This window comes from Rhodococcus sp. NPDC047139 (assembly GCF_040643435.1).
Taxonomy (GTDB): domain Bacteria; phylum Actinomycetota; class Actinomycetes; order Mycobacteriales; family Mycobacteriaceae; genus Rhodococcus.
In genome coordinates this window covers 14,483-36,415 of record NZ_JBEYUH010000023.1, presented here as the reverse complement: position 1 = coordinate 36,415, position 21,933 = coordinate 14,483, and the positions used below count along the sequence as shown (strand labels likewise).

At 67.8% G+C, this 21,933-nt stretch carries 13 protein-coding genes and 1 pseudogene; 8 read left to right on the top strand and 6 right to left on the bottom strand.

The features are described 5' to 3' along the window. Positions 1 to 59 precede the first annotated feature (59 nt). From ABZ789_RS21230 to ABZ789_RS21220, 3 genes are read left to right on the top strand one after another with little or no spacing between them, the layout of a single operon-like run. Positions 60 to 1,520 (top strand): TIGR02677 family protein, encoded by a 1,461-nt coding sequence (locus ABZ789_RS21230; protein ID WP_358428201.1) that lies wholly within the window; start codon positions 60 to 62, stop codon positions 1,518 to 1,520. Continuing rightward, on the top strand, positions 1,517 to 2,914 hold the full coding sequence (locus ABZ789_RS21225) for a TIGR02678 family protein (protein ID WP_358428132.1): 1,398 nt from the start codon (positions 1,517 to 1,519) through the stop codon (positions 2,912 to 2,914). Before ABZ789_RS21230 ends, ABZ789_RS21225 begins: the two co-directional genes overlap by 4 nt. Further along, the gene (locus ABZ789_RS21220; RefSeq protein WP_358428129.1) at positions 2,911 to 7,074 is read left to right on the top strand and encodes a TIGR02680 family protein; all 4,164 of its coding nucleotides are present in this window, start codon (positions 2,911 to 2,913) and stop codon (positions 7,072 to 7,074) included. The genes ABZ789_RS21225 and ABZ789_RS21220 overlap by 4 nt, the downstream gene beginning before the upstream one ends. Positions 7,075 to 7,174: 100 nt before the next feature. Here ABZ789_RS21220 and ABZ789_RS21215 read toward each other — a convergent pair whose 3' ends face one another. Then, a complete protein-coding gene (locus tag ABZ789_RS21215; protein WP_358428126.1) occupies positions 7,175 to 8,587 on the bottom strand; it encodes a 2-polyprenyl-6-methoxyphenol hydroxylase-like oxidoreductase in 1,413 nt (470 codons plus the stop codon). A gap of 320 nt (positions 8,588 to 8,907) precedes the next feature. Here ABZ789_RS21215 and ABZ789_RS21210 point away from each other — a divergent pair, with 320 nt between their 5' ends. Then, positions 8,908 to 9,084 carry a zinc-binding dehydrogenase gene (locus ABZ789_RS21210; RefSeq protein WP_358428123.1) on the top strand — a complete coding sequence of 59 codons (177 nt, stop codon included), beginning with the start codon at positions 8,908 to 8,910 and terminating at the stop codon, positions 9,082 to 9,084. A gap of 170 nt (positions 9,085 to 9,254) precedes the next feature. Continuing rightward, positions 9,255 to 9,557 carry a type II toxin-antitoxin system prevent-host-death family antitoxin gene (locus ABZ789_RS21205; protein ID WP_358428120.1) on the top strand — a complete coding sequence of 101 codons (303 nt, stop codon included), beginning with the start codon at positions 9,255 to 9,257 and terminating at the stop codon, positions 9,555 to 9,557. Between the two features lie 22 nt (positions 9,558 to 9,579). Here ABZ789_RS21205 and ABZ789_RS21200 read toward each other — a convergent pair whose 3' ends face one another. After that, positions 9,580 to 11,157 carry an ABC transporter substrate-binding protein gene (locus ABZ789_RS21200; RefSeq protein WP_358428117.1) on the bottom strand — a complete coding sequence of 526 codons (1,578 nt, stop codon included), beginning with the start codon at positions 11,155 to 11,157 and terminating at the stop codon, positions 9,580 to 9,582. A 148-nt stretch (positions 11,158 to 11,305) separates the two neighbouring features. On the opposite strand from ABZ789_RS21200, the gene ABZ789_RS21195 reads away from it, so the two are divergent. Further along, complete coding sequence (locus tag ABZ789_RS21195) at positions 11,306 to 12,895, top strand: acyl-CoA synthetase (protein ID WP_358428114.1); 1,590 nt, start codon at positions 11,306 to 11,308, stop codon at positions 12,893 to 12,895. Between the two features lie 12 nt (positions 12,896 to 12,907). Here ABZ789_RS21195 and ABZ789_RS21190 read toward each other — a convergent pair whose 3' ends face one another. The 4 genes from ABZ789_RS21190 to ABZ789_RS21175 all read right to left on the bottom strand — a co-directional run bounded on the left by ABZ789_RS21190 (position 12,908) and on the right by ABZ789_RS21175 (position 19,453). Further along, a complete protein-coding gene (locus ABZ789_RS21190) occupies positions 12,908 to 13,639 on the bottom strand; it encodes an ATP-binding cassette domain-containing protein (RefSeq protein ID WP_358428111.1) in 732 nt (243 codons plus the stop codon). After that, complete coding sequence (locus ABZ789_RS21185) at positions 13,636 to 16,416, bottom strand: branched-chain amino acid ABC transporter permease/ATP-binding protein (RefSeq protein ID WP_358428108.1); 2,781 nt, start codon at positions 16,414 to 16,416, stop codon at positions 13,636 to 13,638. The genes ABZ789_RS21190 and ABZ789_RS21185 overlap by 4 nt, the downstream gene beginning before the upstream one ends. A 34-nt stretch (positions 16,417 to 16,450) precedes the next feature. Further along, positions 16,451 to 17,692, bottom strand: coding sequence for an ABC transporter substrate-binding protein (locus ABZ789_RS21180; RefSeq protein WP_358428198.1), 1,242 nt, complete (start codon positions 17,690 to 17,692; stop codon positions 16,451 to 16,453). Between the two features lie 252 nt (positions 17,693 to 17,944). Beyond that, the gene (locus ABZ789_RS21175) at positions 17,945 to 19,453 is read right to left on the bottom strand and encodes a protein adenylyltransferase SelO (RefSeq protein WP_358428105.1); all 1,509 of its coding nucleotides are present in this window, start codon (positions 19,451 to 19,453) and stop codon (positions 17,945 to 17,947) included. A gap of 117 nt (positions 19,454 to 19,570) precedes the next feature. On the opposite strand from ABZ789_RS21175, the gene ABZ789_RS21170 reads away from it, so the two are divergent. Next, positions 19,571 to 21,097 carry a UDP-N-acetylmuramoyl-L-alanyl-D-glutamate--2,6-diaminopimelate ligase gene (locus ABZ789_RS21170; protein ID WP_358428102.1) on the top strand — a complete coding sequence of 509 codons (1,527 nt, stop codon included), beginning with the start codon at positions 19,571 to 19,573 and terminating at the stop codon, positions 21,095 to 21,097. A 410-nt stretch (positions 21,098 to 21,507) separates the two neighbouring features. Next, positions 21,508 to 21,933: pseudogene (locus tag ABZ789_RS21165) on the top strand (C-terminal helicase domain-containing protein); the annotation flags it as partial.

Genomic DNA, 21,933 nt, shown 5'->3' with positions numbered 1-21,933 from the left:
GTGAATCAGGTCGAGCGCGGTTCGAGGCGGTCGAGGACCCGAGGCTGCGGGACGACCGCCTGCGACTGTTCTCGTTCGCCACAGCCGAGAAGCGAGTGCACTACCTGTGGGTGCTGCGCGCTTTCGATCACGCGCGCGGCAACTATTCGGTGCTCTTGCACGCCGGGGACGTCGAGAACGTCCTCTCCCGGCTGCCGGGCGCGACCGGTGACCACGTCCCCGATTCCTCCGAGATCCCTGCTCTGCTCGAGCAGTTGCACAGCTGGGGTGTACTCGAGCGCAGCTACGACGGGACCCGCGCGGCAACCCTCGCCGAGTACCGCAACCGGCACTACGTGTACCAGTTCGGCCAGGCCGGATACCGGGTCTTCCGCGCCGTCGAGGACGTCCTGTCCTCCCGGGGCGAAGATGTGTCGCTCTCGCGCCTGGCGCTGCCCGACCTGCTCGCCGACCTGGACGATCTCGCCGATGCGAACACCGCCGGCGACGGTGAACTCGTCTACCGGAAACTGAGCCGGCTCGACGCGACGTTGTCGGACATGGCCGAGCGCGCAGCCCGCTTCTATCTCGTGCTCGGTGACCTGATGCGCACGACCGAGGTCACCCCGGAAACGTTCATCGCGCACAAGGACGCTCTGCTCACTCACATGCGAGAGTTCAGTACCGACCTCGCCCGCTACGCCCCGAAGCTGTCCGTCGCCCTGGATCGGGTGCGGTCATCGGGTGTGGACAGACTGACTGCGGCAGCAGCCCGGCACGACGAGCGGGTGTTGCTGTCGTTCGAGGAGCGCGAGGCGGACTGGGTGCAGCGATGGTGGGGCATCGAGCACTGGTTCGTCGGTGTCGGGTCGGAGCCGAGCGAATCCGAACGCCTGCGGGGTGCGACGACCAACGCGATCTCGGCGGTGCTGGCATTGTTGCGTCGGCTCACCGAGCAGCGTCGCGGCGGTGTCAGCCGCGAGTCGCAGCTTCGGCATCTGGCCGGCTGGTTCGCTGCGGCGCCGTCGGAGGACGCAGCGCACGCACTGTTCGGGGCGGTGTTCGACCTGGGGCGGCCACGGCACTTTTCCGTCGCACACCCCGACGCCGACGTCATCCCGGTCACCCGCTCGTGGTGGGACGCACCGCCGGTGGAGATTTCGCGCACCCTGGCCGAAACCGGCCGCCGGCCCGCCGCCGGTGCGCCGGGCCGGATTCAGCGCAACGACGCCGGGGTGCGCCGCCTGCGGGAACTGCAACTCGATAAGCAACGCAGACGATCCGAGGCCGCACGATCTCTCGCCGCCGGGGGCGTGCGCGAGCGGGAGTTGACCGAACCGGAAGCGGAGGTGCTGTTGAGCCTGCTCGATGCGGCCCTGTCGGCACGAGTGCCGGTCAGCGGGCGGGTGCGCGCCGACGACACCGCCTCCGGTACCCAGAACGGGGTGAAGCTCACGCTGCGCCCGAGCAGCGAATCCACGGTCGTGCACACTGCGCGGGGCCGTCTGTATCTGGACGGACTGTCGGTGGAGGTGCGATGAGAGCCCGATCTATCCCGTCGGTGGAACTGGATTCCTACCAACGCGCGGCACGTCTGGTCCTCACCCACCATCTGGTCACCGCCACCTTTCCCGACCGCTCGTCGCTGGCGGCGGTGCGCCGCTGGGCCACCGAACTGCGGGAGGACCTGCTCGCTACCTTCGGTTATCGACTGGAGGTCACCGAAACCACCGCCCGGCTGTTCACCGTCGCCGATCGTCTCGACCCCGGTGCGGGTACGACGACGACCACCGGCCGGCCGTTCGACAGGCGCCGATATGCCTACCTCGCACTGGCGATAGCCGCGCTCGGTCGCGGGGCCGGGCAGATCACTTTGTCCGAACTCGCCGAGCACGTGGCCGCCGAGGCGGGCCGGGTCGACGGTGTCGAACTCGACACCGAACGCGCCGCCGACCGTGACGCCTTCGTCGACGCCGTGACCTGGCTCGGCGTGCGCGGCGCGATCACCCTCGCCGACGGCGACGCCGGCGGGTGGGCGAGCGATCCCGACCGCGGTGAAGCGCTCTACGACGTCGACCGCGCTGTCGTCCACGCCCTGTTCCGTCCCCCGCGAGCGTTGCAGCACCTCGAATCGGTGCGCGGATTGCTCGGCAATTCCGGTGCACCACAATCCGATACAGCAGAGGTGCGACGCCGTGTGCGGCGCGCATTGCTGCAGCGTCCGGTGGTCTACGCCGACGATCTCGACGAGGACGAGGCGTTGCAACTCGCATTGCGGCGCACCACCGACGAGGTGGAATTGCTGACCGGCCTGACGTGTGAACGTCGCGCGGAAGGCGTTGCGCTGGTGGATACCTCGGGACGTGTGTCGGATATTCGCTTCCCGAACACGGGGACCGTGGCGCAGGTCGCGTTGTTGCTCGCCGGGGAGATGTGCGACCGCATTCTCGATCCCGATGCCCCGGCCCCTCCCCGGTTGCCGGTGCCCACGCAGGCGCACGGCACGCTCGTCGCGGCCGTCGATGCGGCGATCCCGAAGTCGACGGTCTTCACCCCTCTCGCGATCTCGGAGGTGTCCGTCCACCCGGACGAGCAGGATGGCACCGGCGCCGATCGAGTTCCGATCGAACATCCCCTGCTCGAGGATTCGTGGCTGGCGAGCACCGTCGGCCGGCTCGTCGACATCTACGGCCGCACCTTCGCCGCCCAGTGGCAGGCCGACCCCGCCGGGTTGACCGAGGCAGCGGTGGAGATGCTCGACAAGCTCCGATTGGTGGCCCGGGTGCCGGGCGGAGTGCTCGCGCTACCGGCCCTGGCTCGTTTCCGCGGGGTGACGGTCAGTGTGCGCAAACGGGATCCGGAGATCGACCTGTTTCCAGGCACCACCCCGCCACCGACCCCCGACACCCACACAAAACCGACGGAGATCTCATGAGCAGCGCCCGATTCCGACCCACGCGTGCCGGGATCATCAATCTGTGGGACTACCGCGACCAGGAGTTCTCGTTCGCCGACGGACGCCTGGTACTGCGTGGGCCGAACGGCTCGGGCAAGACGAAGGCCCTCGAAGTGCTGTTCCCCTTCGTCCTCGACGGCCGGATCGAGCCGCGGCGACTGAACCCGTTCGCCGGCGAGGAACGCACGATGCGCTCGAACCTGCTCTACCGGGGACAGGACAGTGCCCACTCCTACGTGTGGATGGAGTTCTGCCGCGGCCGCGCCGACGATCCCGAAGCCGTGACGGTCGGCATCGGCATGCGTGCCACTCGCGGCAACGACAAGGTCACGCGCTGGCATTTCGTCGTCGACGGCCGCGTGGGCGTGGACTTTTCGCTGCTCGACGACGAGGACCGTCCGCTCACTCGCAAGCAACTCGTCGAACAGATCGGAACCGACGCGGTCAGCGACCGTCCCGTCGACTACCGCGCTGCGATCGATGCGCGCATGTTCGGGCTGGGCGCACAGCGCTACGACCAGCTGATCAACCTGATCCTGACGCTGCGGCGGCCCCAGCTCGCGAAGAACCTCGATCCGAAGGGATTGTCGCAGGCGCTGACGGACGGACTCCGTCCTCTCGACGACGACCTCATCGTCGAGGCGGCCCGCTCGTTCTCCGCGATCGAGGAGGTCGAGCGCACCCTCGAATCCCTGGCGGCCGCCGACGACGCGGCACAACAGTTCGTCAAGGTGTACTCGAAGTACATCCGCCAGCAGGCCCGCACGGCCGTGGACAAGGTCGGCGCCCGCCTCGGGGTGGTCGACACCGCGATCCGCTCGCTGCGGGAGGCAGCCGCCGCGCGCACGGAGGCCGGCGCCGCACGCACCGTCTCCGAAGAGCAACTCGCCGACGCCGAACGCGACCACGAGCAGGCACGGACCACGCTCGAGGCACTGCACCGATCCAGCGCATACGAGGGCAAGCAGCAGCTCGACGACCTCGCGTCGGTGGTGGCGAACCTGGAACGGACCACCGCCGTGCAGGCGGACCAGGCAGCCCGCGCCCAGACCGTCGTGGCCGACCGGCTCCGCGACCGCGATCGCGCCCGTGACGCACTCGAGGCGGCGACCGCGGCACGTCGACGCAGCGAGGACGGTCTCCGGTCGGCTGCCGAGGACGCCGGTATCACATGGACCGGGCTCGACAGCGTCGAACGAAGCGAACAGCTGATCCAGGCGATCGACGCGCTCGCCGAGGAACGCGACGCCGACGTGCGCGCCGTGCGCACCGCCCTCTCCCAGCTCGACGGTGCCGCCGCCGCGCGAGTACGCGCCGAGTCCGCCGCGGCACGCAGCCGCCGGCAGTGTGACGCCGCGCTCGCGGCAGTGAAAACCGCGGAGACCGTGGTCGCGCTCTCCCGCAGCGAGATCGCCACCGAGCTGGGGCGCTGGTGGTCCGAACACGCGGAGATGTTCGCGACGGTCGGGCTGTCCACCGCGGTGTTCGATGCGCTCGACGCCGCCTTCGGTGCGGTCGGGCAGGACGATGCACCGTCCCCGTCCGCCGTCTTCGCCGAACACACCGGCCCTGTGGTCGACGACCTGCGATTCCGGCGACGGTTGTGCGCATCGGAGATCGAATCCCTCGGCACCCGGATCGGTGAGCTCGAGGCCGAACGCACAGCGGTTGCGGCGGAACGCGACGACGCTCCCCCGGCCTTTACCGCCCGCACCGGCCGCCGCGACGAGCTCGGCGGGGCACCGCTGTGGCAGCTCGTCCGCTTCCGCGACGACGTCTCGGCTCGAGTGGCCGCCGGTATCGAGGCAGCGCTGCAGGGCGCGAATCTGCTCGACGGATGGATCGTGGGTGACGACGGCGGGATGCCGCCCGCCATCGAGTCCGAGCAGTTGCTGGTGGCGCTACCTCCGGAACATCGGCCCAGCGGTCCGACCTTGTCGGATGTTCTTGTGCCCGAAGCAGACACGGTCGTCTCCGAGGACCGGGTGGCTGCGGTCCTGTCGTCGATCGCGTGGAACGGTACACCGGACCCGGGCGTACGGGTGTCGGTGGATGCGGACGGCGCGTTCCGGCAGGGGGTGCAACTCGGCCGGCACGTCAAGGAGCAGGCGGAGTTCATCGGTGCGACCGCGCGGGCGCGCCGTCGACAACGCCGCATCGTCGAACTCGAAACCACCATCGCCGAATGTCGCGCCGAAGCCGAGTCGCTGCGAGAGCAGGACCGCGAGATCGGGCACCGGCTCGCCGCCCTCGACGCAGCGGTGAAAGCATTGCCGCGCGCCGGTACCGTGCTCGCGGCGCTGCGCAAGGTCACCGAATGCGCCGGTGCGCTGCGTACCGCGTCCGAATCCGCCGCCGGCGCGGACCGCGACCTCGATCAGGCGATCGCTGCCGTCGCCGCGAAGGAACAGCACCTGCGTTCGACGGCCGGCCGGCACCACGCCCCGATCACCGCTACCGAACTGGACAGTCTCGACGCGTCGGTCCGACACTTCCGTTCCCAAGGTCAGGCTCTACAGCGGGCGCTGCGTGAGCAGGCAACATGCGGCGACCGGCTACGCGACACCGAAATTCGTCTGGACGAGGCACGGGCGGCCGCGGAGAACGCGGCCGAGTTCGCTGCGGAGAACGCCGAGACCTTGGCCAACGAGCAGCAGAAACTCGCGACCCTGCGGGAGTCCATCGGTGCGAGCGCAGAGCTGATCGACGCCCACCTCGAGGATGCACGCAGGCGGATCGAGTCGGCGAAAGCTGCCGAGCGGGCGGCCCGCAAGGCCCACGAGTCGAGCCTCGAACGCATCGGCAAGGCCGATGCCGCCCACACCGGCGCAGAGCACGCCCTGCGGGCAGCGCTCACCGAGGCACGCGCCGACGCCGGCGCCCTTGCGCCCTTCGCCCGCCCCGACCTGCTGACCCTGCTCGGCATCGACAGCGAGCATGTGTGGCCGTCGAGTGCGGCCGCGTGGCTCGACGCCGATCAGCTGTCCTATCGGATCCGCCGGTCCGCCGACGACACCGTGGAGGTCCTGCCGGACGAAGTCATTGCGTTATTCCGGGTGCTCGACACCGCGACCGAGTCGGTGACAGTGGCCGATTCCACCCGTAAGGCGACCGCTTCGGCGCTGACCTCCGCGCTGCAGGAGTTCGATGCCGAACTCGCCCGGGGTCGCGACTACCGGCTGCACTGGGACGCTGCCGACGGCGTCACCGTCGTACAGGTGCAGGACGAACAGGGCTACACCTCCGTCGCGGCGTTCGCGCAGCGAATCTCCCGGGCACGGCGGGAACAGGAGGCGCTGCTCACCGATTCGGAGCGGCGCATCCTCGAAGATGCCCTGCTCACCGGCCTCGCGCAGCAGATCCACGAGCGCACCGTCGATGCACGCGATCTCATCGCCCGGATGAGCACCGAGATGCGGCAGCGGCACATGTCGTCCGGTAACACCATCGGTGTGCACTGGGTGCTCGCCGACCATCTCGACGAGCAGGCCCGCGCGGTATGCAAACTCCTCGACCGCGACGCCTCGCTGCTGGCACCGGAGGATCTCGCCGGTATCCGCGCGCACTTCGCGGCACGAATCCGCGCGGAACGGGCCGCGCATCCGGAACGGTCGTATCCGGAAATCCTCACCTCGACACTCGATTACCGGCGCTGGCGGGTGTTCTCGTTCAGCCTGATCGGCGCGGACGGCAGCGAGGACCGACTCACTCCCGCCCGGCATTCGGCGCTGTCCGGCGGTGAGCAGTCAGTCTCCCTGCATCTGCCGTTGTTCGCCGCCGCACATGTGATGCTCGATTCGGCGGATCCACACGCGCCACGTCTACTCGCCCTGGACGAGGCGTTCGCGGGCGTCGACGACACCGGTCGCAGCGAATTGCTCGGCCTGTCCGTGCAATTCGATCTCGACCTGTTCATGACCGGCTTCGACCTGTGGATCACCTACGCCGACGTGCCGGGTTGCGCGCACTACGACCTGTCGCATTCGGTGGCCGAACACACCGTCGCCACCACCCTGCTGGTGTGGTCGAGCGGTGAACTGCTCGCCGAGCACAACGGTTCGGACCTGGAATTCGCCCTGGGTTCGCCGCGGACGCGGCGGGTCGTGCAGCCGGTCGAGGGGGCGCTCGAGTTCGCGTGATCCCCGGCCGCCGGTGACTGAAACCTCCGGCCCACGTGCACTTCTCGTTGGGGCACTCCGAAGCGGGACGACGAGAAGCGCACGTCCGATCCGGTGGGTGTCAAACGCCGGACCGGTTGAACGGCCCAATGCGCGCGAGGCGATCGTTCTCGGTCGGAGCGGGCGCCCGGACGGCTTCACGGTGCCGCCGGAGGCCATCGGCACACACCCGGCGCACGAGCGCGGGATGGAACAGGAATCGGGGTGGATCCATCAGGCTGCTCACCCTGAGGAAACGGTCGACGACCACCGCATCGGTTTCGGCCGCTGCCAGCACCCGGTCCACATAGGCGTTGCCGAGGCGGGTCGGCAGTGGTCGCGGTCCCTCCACCTCTGGTAGCGCCAGATCGGCACCGACGGCAAGCTGCCACGCGGCGCCGATCGGCTTCGCAGCGGCGCGGAAGAATCGCCGAGCGAGGTCGTCGTCGCCGTGTCGCAGGCATTGCCGCAGCGCGTTCGCTTCGAGTGCGGCGACCGTCATGCCCTGACCGTAGAGCGGATTGAAGCTGCAGATCGCATCTCCAGCAACCAGAAGTCCGTCCGGGAACCGGCGCATCCGCTCGTAATGGCGCCACTGACTGGACGGATATCGGTGCTGCGCCACTGCACCGAGCGGCTCGGCTTCGCGGAGTGCAGAGACGACGCGGCGGGGTACGAACCCTTCGACGAAGGTGATCATGCCGGCCAGATCTGCCGGGGGTTCATGACCCGCCATTCCGGCAGTGGTGAACAACCATGTGCCGTTCTCGTGCGCGAACAGCCCCATGCCGGTGGCGCGTCCGGGCTGCGCACCGACCAGCACCGCTTTCTCCCTCGGCGCACCGGACGGGAAGCGCAGCAGTTGGCTCCGGTAGGTGACGTGCACGACGACATGGTCTTCGGCCGGCCGCTCGTAGCCGAGCTTCGCGAGAGAAGCCGGCGTGCGGGCGCCACGTCCCGTCGCGTCGAGCACCAGGTCGGCCGTCAAGGTGCGGACGCCCTCGCGGCTTCCCACCGTCACGCCGGTGACCCGGCGGTGATCGGATGTCGTCGTCAGATCGCCGGCACTGTGGCCGTCGAGGATCGTGACGTTCGGAAGGTCGCGCACGCGCCGACGGACATGGCTTTCGAACAGCAGCCTGCTCGGTGTGTACGTGGTTCGGCGGTCGCGGAAGCCGCCGGCCTGGACCATGGGGTGCCCCCCGGGGGCGAAATACAGGGCGGCGAGATCATCGCCGGGGATCATCGGCGCACCTGCTGCGACGAGTCCGTCGAGTATTCCGGGGAACAACTCGTCCACGATCTGCGCGCCGCGCGCGAGGAGAGCGTGGGCATGTTGTCCCTGCGGCACTCCGCGGCGTTTCTCCGCCGCGTCGGGAAGTACATCCCGCTCGACGACCGTCACTGTGCGGTAGGACTCGGCCAGGGCCCGGGCCGCCAGTAGACCGCCGATGCTTGCCCCCAGAACGACTGCATGATCACCGATCCTGTTCATCGTGCACCTCCGTCGGTGACTCGAACTCGCACTACATGCCTGTACTGCAATCCTGCTGAGGCGACCGGTGATCGTCGCGGGTAGTGCACTACCCGATTCCGGCGGGCCGCCGATGTCGCTGTGGTACCGCACGGACTGGATTCGATCGCGGCGTCCACCGTTCCGCTCAACGGTCTCACGGCGGCCCAGATCGTCGACTTGCTCGGGGAACCGTCCCACCGCAGGAACCGACTGCTGATCATCGGCGCGGCCGGGATCGTCGGCGGATATCCGGCCGTGTTCGCCCGAACCTCGGATCTCCGTCCGAGCGGGGGATCATCGTGACCGCTGTGGAAGTTCGGCCCGACGGCGCCCGGTTGGGCGGTCTCCTCGCCCGCGCCGCGTCGGGCGAACTTCCGCTCCGTGTGCACGACGCGGTACCGCTGGAGAAGGTGGCCGAGGCACACCGGTCCATGGCACTCGGCGGCGTGCGCGGCCGGTACGTACTGATTCCATGAACGAACGCGAGGCGTCTACCACTGCGGACGCCTCCCCTTCACGCACGTCGATCATGTCCGGCGGACGTCTCCGTCGTGTCCACCCCCGATTTCCTCGCGGGTGATGGAAGGATGCCCACGTCGAGGGGAACAGATCGGAGTCGCCGCGAGTGCCATCAACGTCCGTGTCCGTGAAGGACGCACGCAAGCGGTTGGGTGAGTTGGTCCGTGAGGTCAACGACGAGGCCGTCGCGGTCGAGATCGTCGGCAAACGCGACGCGGCCGTCCTGATCTCCAGGGATCGCTATACGGCGTTGCAGGAGGCCACCTTTCTGTTGCGCTCCCCCGAACTGATGGACAGCCTGCGCCGGGAGATGCAGCGTTCGCTGCTCGAGGCCGCCGCCGCGAAGGACGAACCGCGACCGGCGCGCGGCGGGGGCCGCACCGGCAACAAGAAGAAAAAGAAGCGTAAGAAGAACCGGCGTTCCCGGTGACCTGCCGGGCATCGGGCGGACGCTACGGCGTCGTCCACAACATTTCCGGGCGGATCGATCCCATTCCGTACATCTGCACCCCGTGCACGCCTTCGCCGAGGATCGCGGCCGGTGCTGTGCGGATGTACCACACGGCAGGAGTGAGCTCGACGATCCGCTGCTGAGCGGTCGTGTACGCGGCACGGCGCGCATCGAGGTCGGCCGCTCCCCGGCCTTCGTCGATCGCCGCGTTGAGTTCCGGGTCGTCGATGCCGGTGAAGTTCCCCGTCGAGTCGCCGTGGAAGGCGGACCACAGTGCGGTGTCGGGGTCGACGATCGTGGCGGAGGTGATCGCGACGTCGAAGTCGTGGGCGTTCAATCTCGGTAGAGCAGAGGCAAGTTCGAGGACCTCGACCTGGACGTCGACGTTGTCGAAGGCGCTCAGCTGCGCCTGCACGGCTTCGGCGACCGCTTTGTTCTCCACCGAGGTGTACGCCAGGAAGGTGAACGACACGGGCTTGCCCTCTGCTGCGAGTTCGTCGAACAGTTCTTGCGCCGCCCCTGGATTGTGCGCCGGGATCATGATGTCGGTGTGGAACGGTGAGGACTCGCCGAACAGTGAACGCGGCAGTTCCGCCCGTCCTGCGAAGACCACATCGTTCAGCGCGTCGATGTCGATCGCGAGCGCGAGTGCTCGGCGAGCCCGCTCGTCGTCGAACGGCGCGCGTCGGGTGTTCAGTGCGAGGAATTGCCCGCCATCGGTCGGCTGGACCACCGTGCGGAGGCCGGCGTCCTCGGCGCGCCCGAGCGTTGCCCAGCTGGCTTCGATGGCGAGTCCGGCGTCTCCGGTGATCACCGAGTTGACGCGCTGGTTCGTGTCGCTGTTGTGGAGCAATTCGATTCCGTCGAGATAGGGCGCGGGTTCGTATCCCGCGTTGCGTTCCAGGATGATCCGATCCTGGCGGCGCCACTGCGACATCGTGAACGGTCCCGCCCCGACGGGGCGCTCGTCGAACGCCGGCCGACCTTCGTCGAGGGCGGTCGGGGAGGCGATCCAGTTCAACCCGCTCCACACCACTGCCTGGCCGTAGTGCGGGTTCGGGGATACGAGCGTCACTCGCAGCGTCAGAGGATCGATCACCTCGAGTGCCGCGATCTGGGATGCCTGGATCAGGGATGGTGAAGCCCCGGCAGGATCGCGCATCCGGTCCCAGTTGTAGCGGACCGCCTCGGCGTCGTAGACGGTTCCGTCGGTGAAGGTCGTTCCGGCACGTAGTTTCAGTTCGAATGTGTTGCCACCGTCTGCGGTGTCGAACGACTCGGCGAGGATGGGGGTGATCTCGGCGGTCTCGGGGTCGTTGACCAGCAACGTTCCGTACAGCGCGTTGCCGATGACACTGTTCGTCACCCACGCGTTCACGAGCGTCGCCGGATCGAGGGACCGAGGTTCTCCGCCCTGGACGATGCGCACCGTGCCGCCGGAGACCGGATCTCCGACCGCGGCGTCGGAGGCGGACGCAGCACCACCGCTCGCACATGCCCCGGCCACCAGAGCCAACGATGCGACGAGAGCGGCCGTCGGTATCACGCGTCGCATTCGGCGGCGTAAGCGGAGCATCATCGGGACCCCTTCACTGGAACGACTGTGGGAGCGGAACTTCGGTGGCGGGCGAGTACTGGCGAGGACTGGCCACGACCGTATCGAAACGATACTCTCACAAACAAGAACGAACTTCTCGAAGTGAAGATCGAATTTCCGGAGGTCCTCCATGACAGCATCGGCCACCGAACCGGCGGAGGCCGGACCGACCCCGGCCACCCATGCTCGACGCAACCCCGACGCGCCCGCGATCATCATGGGCGCAGGGACAGTGGTCCCCTACCGGGAACTCGACGACAGGTCCGCACGGTTCGCCACCTACCTGCGCGCCCAGGGCCTGACCACCGGCGATCACATCGCGATCCTCATGGAGAACTCACCCGCATTCCTGGAAGTCGCGTGGGCCGCACAGCGTTCGGGCCTGTACTACACCGCCGTCAACCGGCACCTGCGCCCGTCCGAGGTGCAGTACATCCTCGACGACTGCGGCGCAGCCGCCTTGATCACCTCCGCGTCGATGTCCGATGTCGTCGACGGACTCGACCCGGCTTCCCTTCGCATCCGGGTGTGCACCGACGGCGCTCTCCCCGGCTTCGACGACTACACCTCGATCCTCGATCACCACGAACCGCTACCGTTCGAGGAGTCCGTCGAAGGTCGCGAGATGCTGTATTCGTCGGGAACAACGGGGCGCCCCAAGGGGGTTCGCAAACCACTGCCGGGCACACCTTTCGGTGATCCTGCCGCGCCACCGGCCCTGATCGCCCAGGGCATCGCGGCGCGCGGGATCACCGCGGGCACTGTGTACCTCTCCCCCGCCCCGCTCTATCACGGCTCTCCCCTGGTGTTCTGCATGTCGGCGCAACGCCTCGGTGCCACCGTCGTGGTGATGGAACGATTCGACCCGCTCCGCTGCCTCGAACTCATCGAACGTCACCGCGTCACCTACGCACAGTTCGTGCCCACCATGTTCGTTCGGATGCTCAAGCTCTCCGACGAGGAACGCATGCGGTACGACCTGTCGTCCCTGAAGGAGGTCACGCACGGCGCCGCGCCGTGCCCCGTCTCGGTGAAACACCGGATGATCGAGTGGCTCGGCCCGATCGTCCACGAATACTATTCCGGCACCGAGGATGTCGGTGCGAGTCAGATCTCGGCGTCGGAATGGCTGACGCATCCGGGTTCCGTCGGCAGGCCCATGCAGGAATGTCACATCGTGGGCGAGGACGGCGAAGAACTGCCGCCCGGCGAGATCGGAGTCGTGTACTTCGCCGGTGGGCGGCCCTTCGAGTATCACAACGACCCGGCGAAAACCGCCGGCGTCACCCACCCGAAGGGCTGGCGCACACTCGGTGACATGGGATACCTCGACGAGGAGGGCTACCTCTACCTGACCGACCGGCAGGCCCTGATGATCATTTCGGGTGGTGTGAACATCTACCCGCAGGAAACCGAGAACGTCCTGATCGGGCATCCCGCAGTGCTCGACGTCGCCGTGATCGGTGTACCCGACGAGGACATGGGCGAGGCGGTCAAGGCGGTCGTGCAACCGGTCGATCCCGACACCGCCTCCGACGCCCTCGCAGCCGAACTCCTCGACTACTGCCGGCGTGAGCTCGCCACCTTCAAGTGCCCGACCAGCGTCGACTTCGTGCGCGACCTCCCTCGGGACCCGAACGGCAAGCTCTACAAACGCCACATCCGCGAGCAGTACTGGGAGGGGCACGGCGCGACGCGCACCCGGCTCGTCCAGGGGTGACCGAGGTCGGTGTCAGAAGACGATCGAGTCCGGTGCGGCAGATTCGCCGAGATATGCCTGCTCGAGCAGCCTGGGGGACGCGGCGAGATCAGCGGCGGGACCGCTCGTCGTCACCTCACCGTGTCGCAGGACCATCGCAAGGTCGGCGACCGACAACGCCATGTGCACGTGCTGCTCGACGAGCACCACGGCGGCGTCCCTGTCGTCGGCAAAGCTGCGGACGACGGGCAGCAACGACTCGACGACGACGGGCGCGAGACCCATGCTCAGTTCGTCGACGAGCAGCACCTTCGGTGCTTGCACGAATGCGCGCGCGAGGGCGAGCATCTGCTGTTCGCCACCCGAGAGCATGCCGGCCGCGATCGAGCGGCGTTCGCCGAGAGCCGGGAAGTACTCGATCACTTCGTCGATCGCCGGGCCGCCCTTACGTCGGGCGAGCCGGAGATTCTCGACGACCGTGAGCGATTTGAACAGCGCTCGATCATCGGGAACGAGCACGATCCCGGCTTTCGATGCGGCTCGCGCATTGCCCGCCGCAACGGGGGTGCCGTCGAGGTCGATCGACCCGCCGAGCGGGGCGAGCAGGCCCGCCAGGGTCAGCAGCAGGGTCGTCTTGCCCGCACCGTTCGGGCCGAGCACCGCAAGCACTTGTCCGGCATGCAGTTCGATGTCCACATCCCGCACACACGGGCGACCGCGACCGTACCCGCAGAACAGACCGGTGGCACTGAGCTTCGTCGTCATGAGCCTGTCTCTGCTTTCTCCTGGGGCGCTTTCTCCTGGGTCGCACCGAGATAGGCGGCGACGACCGCCGAATCGTTGCGGATCTCGGCCGGGGCCCCGTTCGCGATGACGCGGCCGAGATCGAGAACCACGATTCGGTCGCACAACCCGAGCACCAGATCCATGTCGTGGTCGACGATGAGTACGGTGACCCCTGCGTCGCGCACCGCCCGCAGTTTCTCGCCGAGCCAACGACTTTCGGCACTCGCCAGACCCGCCGCCGGTTCGTCGAGCAGAAGCATCCGGGGACGGCCCGCCAAAGCGCGTGCGACCGAGACCAATTGCTTGCGACCCTGCGACAATTCGCCCACCGGGTCGTCGGCACAGGATTCGAGGTCGAGCATCCGGAAGAGGGTGTCGATCCAGTGAACATCCGTCTTTCCCAACCGTCGACCCGCAATGAACGTGCCGACTGCCACGTTCTCCCGCACCGAGAGGTCCTCGTAGAGCGATATGTCCTGGAAGGTGCGTCCGAGCCCGAGACGGCTGCGGCGATGCGGGACGAGTCCGTCGATCCGCCGACCCTCCAGGGTCACCGTCCCGCCGGCATCCGCGAAGCCGCTGAGCGCATCGATACAGGTGGTCTTGCCCGCCCCGTTGGGTCCGATGAGACCGACGATCTCACCCGCGCGGACCTCGATGGAGAAATCTGCCAGCGCCGCGACGGTACCGTGGGTGACGGTCAGTCCGTCCGCAGCGAGAACGACGGTTCCTGCCGTGTCCCCGGACAACATCGTCGCCAGCTGGGCACGCTCGTCGATCGACGTCTCGGCGGGGACATCCTGCGGTCGTCCCGACCGCCGCCCGATGACGGTCTGCAGCCGGACCGCCCGCTGCGCGAGGTGCCCGGCGATCCCCTCGGGGTAGCTGATCACGGTGAGGACGAGCAGGACCCCGCCGATGATCGCGTAGTAGTCGGCGAACCCGAGCAGTCGGTCGAGCAGGATGAACATTACTCCGCCGGCACCGAGAACCCCGGAGAGGATACCGCCGCTGACCAGGGTGACCCCGGCGATGTAGATCATCGCGAACATCGCGATCCCACCGATGGTGGTGTACGACTCCGCGGTGACCACGGTCTGCTGATAGGCCATCAGCGATCCGCCGAGTCCCGCGATGAACGCGCCGATCGCGAAGGCCAGCAACTTGGTCCGCGACACGTCGATTCCCGACGCCGCCGCAGCGCGTTCGTCGGCGCGCACCGCCAGCATCGCGGCCCCCAGCCGGCCGGTCCGCAACTTCGCGACGGCCACCCCGACCAGCACGAGTACGGCGAGGCAGAGGAACCCGAAGGCAGGTCGCGGATAGCCGGCTCCGGAACCGATGGACAGGTCGAGACCGAAGAGCGTGGGTGGTTCGACCTGGGCACCCTGCATTCCACCGTTGAGGTCGGTATTGCGGAACCAGACGAACTCGAGGAAGACCGCCAGCGCGAGGGTGACCACCGTGACGGGCAGTCCGCGGATCCGCAGGGCAGGAAGCCCCACGACCACCCCGATCACCGTCGCGGCCAGAGCACCGAGGACAGGCGCGAGCGGGAACGGAACTCCCCAGTCAGTCGTCAAGCGACTCAGGGTGAACGCGCCCACTCCGGCAAGGGGCAACTGCGCCAACGAGATCTGACCCGCGAAGCCGGTCACGACTACTTGCGACAGGCCGATGATGGCCAGAACGAGGCTGACGATCACTGCCGCCCGATAACTCCCGGAGGTCAGCGTCAGCGCGAGGATCGCGACTGCCGTCCCGGCGAGGGTCGGCAGCAGGATGTGCCGGGGGCGCGGCGCCCTGCCGAGGGAGGACTTCACGATCGCGCCACGGGTGGGCAGAGGCTTTCCGCGCACGACCAGGAAGGCGAGGATCAGCACCAGCGGAACGAGTTCTGCCATCCCGGATTGCGGGAACCAGTCGATGGTCGCCTGCAGATGGGTCATCTCGGACTGCAGCATCCCGATCGCGAATCCCGCCGCGACGGTCACGCCCATGGCGGTGAAGTTTCCGACGAGCGCGGCCGCCAGGGCTGGAATCACGAACAGCGAGTAGGACACCGGGACCAACGGAACGATGGGGGCGATGAGGATGCCACCGATGCCGGCGACCACGGTACTCAACGCCCAGTTGCCCACGGCGATCCGATCGGGCGACAGACCCGTGACGAGCGCCCCCTTCTCGGATTCGGCGGCCGCGCGCGTTGCAAGCCCGAACCGGGTGTACCGGAACAAGCACACGAGCACGATCGTCATCGCAATCATGAGAACCGCGAACCACAACCGGTCCTGCGGGATCCGCATCCCGGCGACCGTGAGCACACCGTTGGGCAGGATCGGCTTGACCGACACCGGGGTGGTGCCCACCCGCAGCGCGAGCAGCGCCTGCACGACCAGCATCACGCCGATGGACACGACCGCCTTGGCGACCGGCGGCGCGTTTCGCACCAGCCGGAAGACCAGACCGTAGAGCACGATGCCCAGGAGGGCTGCGATCACCAGCGACAGCGCCAATGCCGGCAAGAAGCCCCACGGCCCACCGAGGTCGACGGTGGTCGGCATCCCCGGAATCGGATTGAGCAACTCACCTTTACGCAGAAAGCTGTAGGTGTATGCCACGTACAAGGCGATCGCGCCGGTCGCGAAGTTCACGACACCGGAACTCCGGAACGTCATGACCAGCGCGAGCCCGAGCGCCGCGTACACGGCGCCGTTGCCCAATCCGAGTACCAGGAAAACGAAGTGCTCGGACATCAGTCACCCGTTTCCGGCAACCAGGCCGCCGGTGTCACTGCCCGACTTTCGGGTCGGTCGCCTTGCCACCTTCGACGGTCGCGATGATGCCTTGATTCGCACACACGGCCGGCATGCCGGGCATCGCGGTGCCGTCGCAGGTGAAGGTGATCCCGTCCGCCGCCGGCATGGGTACGTCCACAGCGGTCTTGATCGCGTTGTCGATCGCGGCCGCGGTCGGCTCGCCCTCGAGACCCTCGGTCGCACGGATCAGGCCCAGCATGGCCTGATAGCCGGTGAAGGTGAAACCGTTGATGTCCGCGTCGGGCGCATACCGTTCCATCACCGAGCGGTAGAGCACCGCCTCGGGCTCGTCGGAATCGATGTCGGCACCGAGGAACGCCGTTGCTCCGTCGAGGGAGTCACCGACCGCATCGATCACCGAGGGATCGAGGCAGGGCTGAATGATCATCTTCGCCTGGTCTGCGCCGAGAGTCATCATCGACCTGAGCACGGAAGTGCACATCGTCGCGTCGCCGATCACCGCCACCGCGTCGACACCGTCGGCTAATCCGGCGCTGACCTGCGGCGTCGCATCGGGGGTACCGGGCGTTACGGGAGCGATCTTCAGTTCGACGCCGGCTGCGCCGAAGGTGCTGTCGCCGAGCGCCTGCGTCGAGGCGATCACCGCGCCGGTGTCGATGACGAACGCCGCGACCTTCTGGTACCCCTGCTCCTTCGCGTAGTTCGCCATCGCCGCAAGCGATCCCGGGAATCCGCTGTTGAGAGCATAGGCCGAGGGGGAGGTCAGTTCGGCCGGGGTGGTGCCCGACGGAGTCATGTACGGGATGCCCGCTCCGGTGATGATCGGGACCATCGCGGCGCCGTGGCCGGAGGACGGCACGACGACCGCCGCGACTCCCTTCTCGACCATTTGGTTCGCGCAGTCCTGGTTCGAGGCCGGATCCTCCTTGGCGGCACAGAGTTCGAGTTCGATCGGATGCCCCCCGATGCCACCGAGATGCGCGTTGGCGTATTCGGCGGCCGCCTCGGCGGCACGCCGATTGTTGGGCATCGAGATCGCCGGTCCCCCTTCCGGATTGATCACCCCGATCCTGACGGGCGTGCCGGTGGCCGGATTGTCGGGGAACGCACTGCTCGGCGCCTCGGCCGAACCGCTGTCCGCGCTGTCGTCCGTGCTGCCGCACGCCGCCGTCCCCACCACCAGCGCGGAGGTCGCCAGAAGCAACCCCAGACGCGTTCGTTTGACTGATTTCCTGCCGGTCGAACTGGACATCTGAGACACGGAGCCACTCCTCGATTCATGCCGCAGGCATTGGACGTTCCCTTACGTGACGCAACTCACACCGAAGTGGGCTGAGCGTAAGTGGGCTTCTCAGATGTGTCAATAGGATTACGTAGTTATCTACGTAAGAAGGGTGGGCGAGGGTGGTCCGGAGTGAGTAGTCCCGAGCCAGCCGACCGCGCGCATCTCGTCACTCCGCCGCGGCGGGAAGCGACGAGATGCGCGTTCGAGGAGCGTGCCAGGTCAGGTGCCGCAGAAGGTCCGGAAGCTGTCGGTGAACGACCTCGGTGCGGGCGAAGCGAATTCGGCCCATTCGTCGCGACGCCCGAAGGGGTGTGTGACGACCTCGAGCAGTGTCTCGAACGGCCCGAGGTTCCCGCCGGTGGCCGCCTTCAGTGCGGCGTCGACCTGATGATTGCGCGGGATGTACAGGGGGTTGACGCGGTCCATCGCCTCTGCTGCCTCCTGCTCGCCGCGCCCGTGCTCGGCCAGCGCGGCACGCCAGCGGTCGAGCCATGGCCCGATCTGCTCACGCGGCACGAATCCGTCGAGGGGATCCCCGTTTCCGCGAAGTTCGTCCGCGAGCGCACGGAAGATACCCGTCCAATCGGCGCCGTGTTCGGCCGTCAACGTCAGCAATCGATCAATCAGCGCTCGATCGACCGTCGCGTCCGCGAATCCGAGCTTCGCGGCCACACCGGACACGAAGTGACCGTCGTACCGTTCGTCGAAGCTGTCGAGGACGGCGGTGACCGCGGCAATGGCGACGTTCGGCTCCGGATCGATCAGTGTCAGCAAGGTTTCTGCGAGGCGCGCGAGGTTCCATTTCAGGACGGCGGGCTGATTTCCGAAGGCGTACCGGCCCCCGTGGTCGATGGAACTGAAGACCGCGGCCGGATCGAGCCTGTCGAGGAAGGCACACGGACCGTAATCGATGGTCTCCCCCGAGATCGTGGTGTTGTCGGTGTTCATCACCCCGTGGACGAAACCGACGAGCATCCACTTCGCCACCAGGGACGCCTGCGCCTCGACGACGGCGGCAAAGAAGGCCAGGTACCGATTGGTCTCGCCGGTCTCGGGCAGGTCGAGCAATTCCGGATAGTGCCGGGCGATCGCATAGTCGGCGAGCGAGCGCACGATCTCCCCCCGCCGCACCGCGAACTCGAAAGTCCCCACCCGCAGGTGGCTCGCTGCCACGCGGGCGAGTACCGCGCCCGGTTCGACCCCGTCACGGAGGACCTGCCGCCCGGTCGCCACGACCGACAACGCACGGGTGGTCGGGATGCCCAGGGCGTGCATCGCCTCGCTCACGAGGTATTCGCGCAACATCGGTCCGACCACTGCGAAGCCGTCGCCGCCCCGGGAGAACGGGGTGGGCCCCGATCCCTTCAGATGCAGGTCCGCGCGCCGGCCGTCACCGCCGACGAGTTCGCCGAGCAGCAACGCCCGCCCGTCCCCGAGCAGCGGGGCGTATCCACCGAACTGGTGACCGGCGTACGCCATCGCGACCGGCTTCGCACCGGCCGGCACGGCCGCGCCGGCCAGGACGGCGACACCGTCGTCGCTTCGCAGCGCGGCCACGTCCAGCCCCAGCGACACCGCGAGATCCTCGTTGAGTACGAGCAGTTCCGGCTCGGGAACCTCGGTGCCCTGCCACGGCACCGACAATCCGCTCAAATCGTCGGCGAACGAGCTTTCGAGACCGGGCACCGCGGAGTTCGTGCCGACAGGGTAATCCGGGATCGCAGTCATCCCACGAGGGTAACCACGGCCCGGCGTCTCACGCCTTCGGCGACCGGTGACCCGCTTCGTTGCCCGGCCGAGACATGCCCAGAGGCATCGATTCGTCTACAGCGGGTATCCGTTCACGTGCACCTCGACCCGGACGACTCCCGCCGGCCCGCCCGGCGGATCCAGGTCCGCGACATCGTTTCGCACCTCGGCGACGCCGTGAGTTCAGGGCCCTACGAAGGTGACGAACGTGTCGTCACCGGGGTCAGCGACGATTCCCGCTCGGTACGGCCCGGGGACTTGTATGCGGCGCTGCCGGGACACCGTTTCCACGGTCTCGACTTCGAGGCCGAAGCGGCGTCGCACGGCGCGGCCGCGGTGCTCAGCGATCGGCCCTCTCACGGGACGCTCCCCACGGTGATCGTCGACGACCCGCGCCGGTGGGTCGGACCCCTGGCGTCCTGGATCCACGGTCATCCCTCGCACGACCTGCAGATCCACGGGGTGACCGGCACCAACGGCAAAACGAGCGCGACCTATCTCCTCGACGCCGCGCTCGCCGCCAACGGCCTGGTCACGGGCATGATCGGCGGTGTCGTCGTCCGCTGTCCCGGAAGCAGTCGGCCCGCTATCCGCACCACCCCCGAAGCGGCGGTCGTGCATCGGACCCTCGCGGAGTTCCGCGACCAGGACGTGCGGGCGGTCTCGCTGGAGGTGTCCTCGCACGCCGTCAGCCTGGGCCGCGTCGACGGTGTGCGCTTCCGCACGGTCGCCTTCACCAATCTCGGCCCCGACCATCTCGATTTCCACCGCACGATGGAACGATATTTCGCCGCCAAGGCGGCGCTGTTCACCGCCGACCGCGCCCAGGACGCGGTGATCAATATCGACGACGTTTACGGCCGGCGGCTCGCAGCCGCGACCGACCTACCGGTATGGACGCACTCGACACGCGACGCCGGCGCCGACGTGTACGCGGACTCCATTCACTGCGACCTCCACGGCACCGCCTTCACCGCGCACACCCCCGTCGGCCACGCGCGGGTACGGCTGTCGCTGCTCGGCCCCCACCAGGTGTCCAACGCACTGACGGCCCTGACCTCGGTGGCCGCCGCCGGCGGCGATGTCCTGCAAGCCGCCGCAGGAATGGAAACGCTCGCTGGCGTACCCGGCCGGCTCGAGCGCGTCGACGACGGTCAGGACGTGCTCGCGCTGGTGGATTACATGCACAACACATCCGGGCAACAGGTCCTGTTGCCGTTCCTCCGCTCCCTGGCCGGCGAGCGGCGACTCGTACTCGTGATCAGCGCGACCGGGGAGCGTGACCCCGGCAAGCGATACCCGCTCGGCCACACCGCGGCGACCTATGCCGACGTCGTGGTGATCACCGACGACAGTCCGTACTCCGATGACGCTCGGGTCCTGAGAGAAGCGCTCGCCGAAGGTGCTCGTGCCGCCGACTGTGCGCACGTCGTCATCGAAGGCGACCGTCACCGCGCCTTCGAGATCGCTGTCTCCTACGCGAGGCCCGGTGACGTCGTCGTCGTGGCCGGGCGAGGCTGCGAGCCTCGTCTGGTCACCGGCGACACGGTGCGCCCCTTCGACGATCGAGAGGAACTGCGCCGAGCACTGCAGCGGAGGCGCCGACTGTGGTCGGGGGGATGACGGGACGATCCCCCTGCCCCGCGCGCAGACCCCGGCATGTCATCTCCACGGACCAGAGATCGTCGTGGCCCACCGGATGGCGGACCTCAGCTGCATTTCGGCTATCTCGAAGACCTCGTCGACCTCCGACTCCACCGGCTCGCACGGGCAGTAACCATTCGGCTTCGATTTTCTCCTGGGTGTCACGCCAGAGGTGGCCAGCACTTGGAATCGCGGTTGGTTCCGGTTGGACTCGAACGAGTGGTTGCAGCGCTCTTGCCCGGCTTCTTCTTCGCTGGCTGCCGACGCACGGTGTTAAGGGTTGTGCGTGCCTTCGCGGCGACTTTGCGGTGCTGTTCCTCTTCCGGACTTGGAGCCGCCGAGTGGACGCAATCCGTTGGTGACCAGGTGCTTCTCGGCGGCCGTGATTGTTCACCGGGTTCCTTGCCCGGATCCGCGCCCGGCTCGGCGCGGCCGGTATCGAATACCTCTACCTCGACGGCAAGACCCGCCAACGCGGAAAACTGCTCGGCGAGTTCAGATCCGGCACGGAGCCGGTCTTCCTCGTCAGCCTCGAGGCCGGCGGATTCGGGTTGAATCTGGTGGAGGCCGACTACTGTTTCCTACTCGACCCGTGGTGGAACCCCGCCGCCGAGGCGCAGGCCGTCGACCGCACCCACCGGATCGGGCAGACCCGCAACGTCATGGTCTACCGGCTGATCTCCCGCGACACCATCGAAGCGAAGATACGGGCACTGCAGTTGCGGAAGTCGGAACTGTTCTCCTCCGTCGTCGACGACGGCGAGGTGTTCTCGTCGGCGCTGATCGCCGAGGACATCCGCGCGCTGTTGACGTGA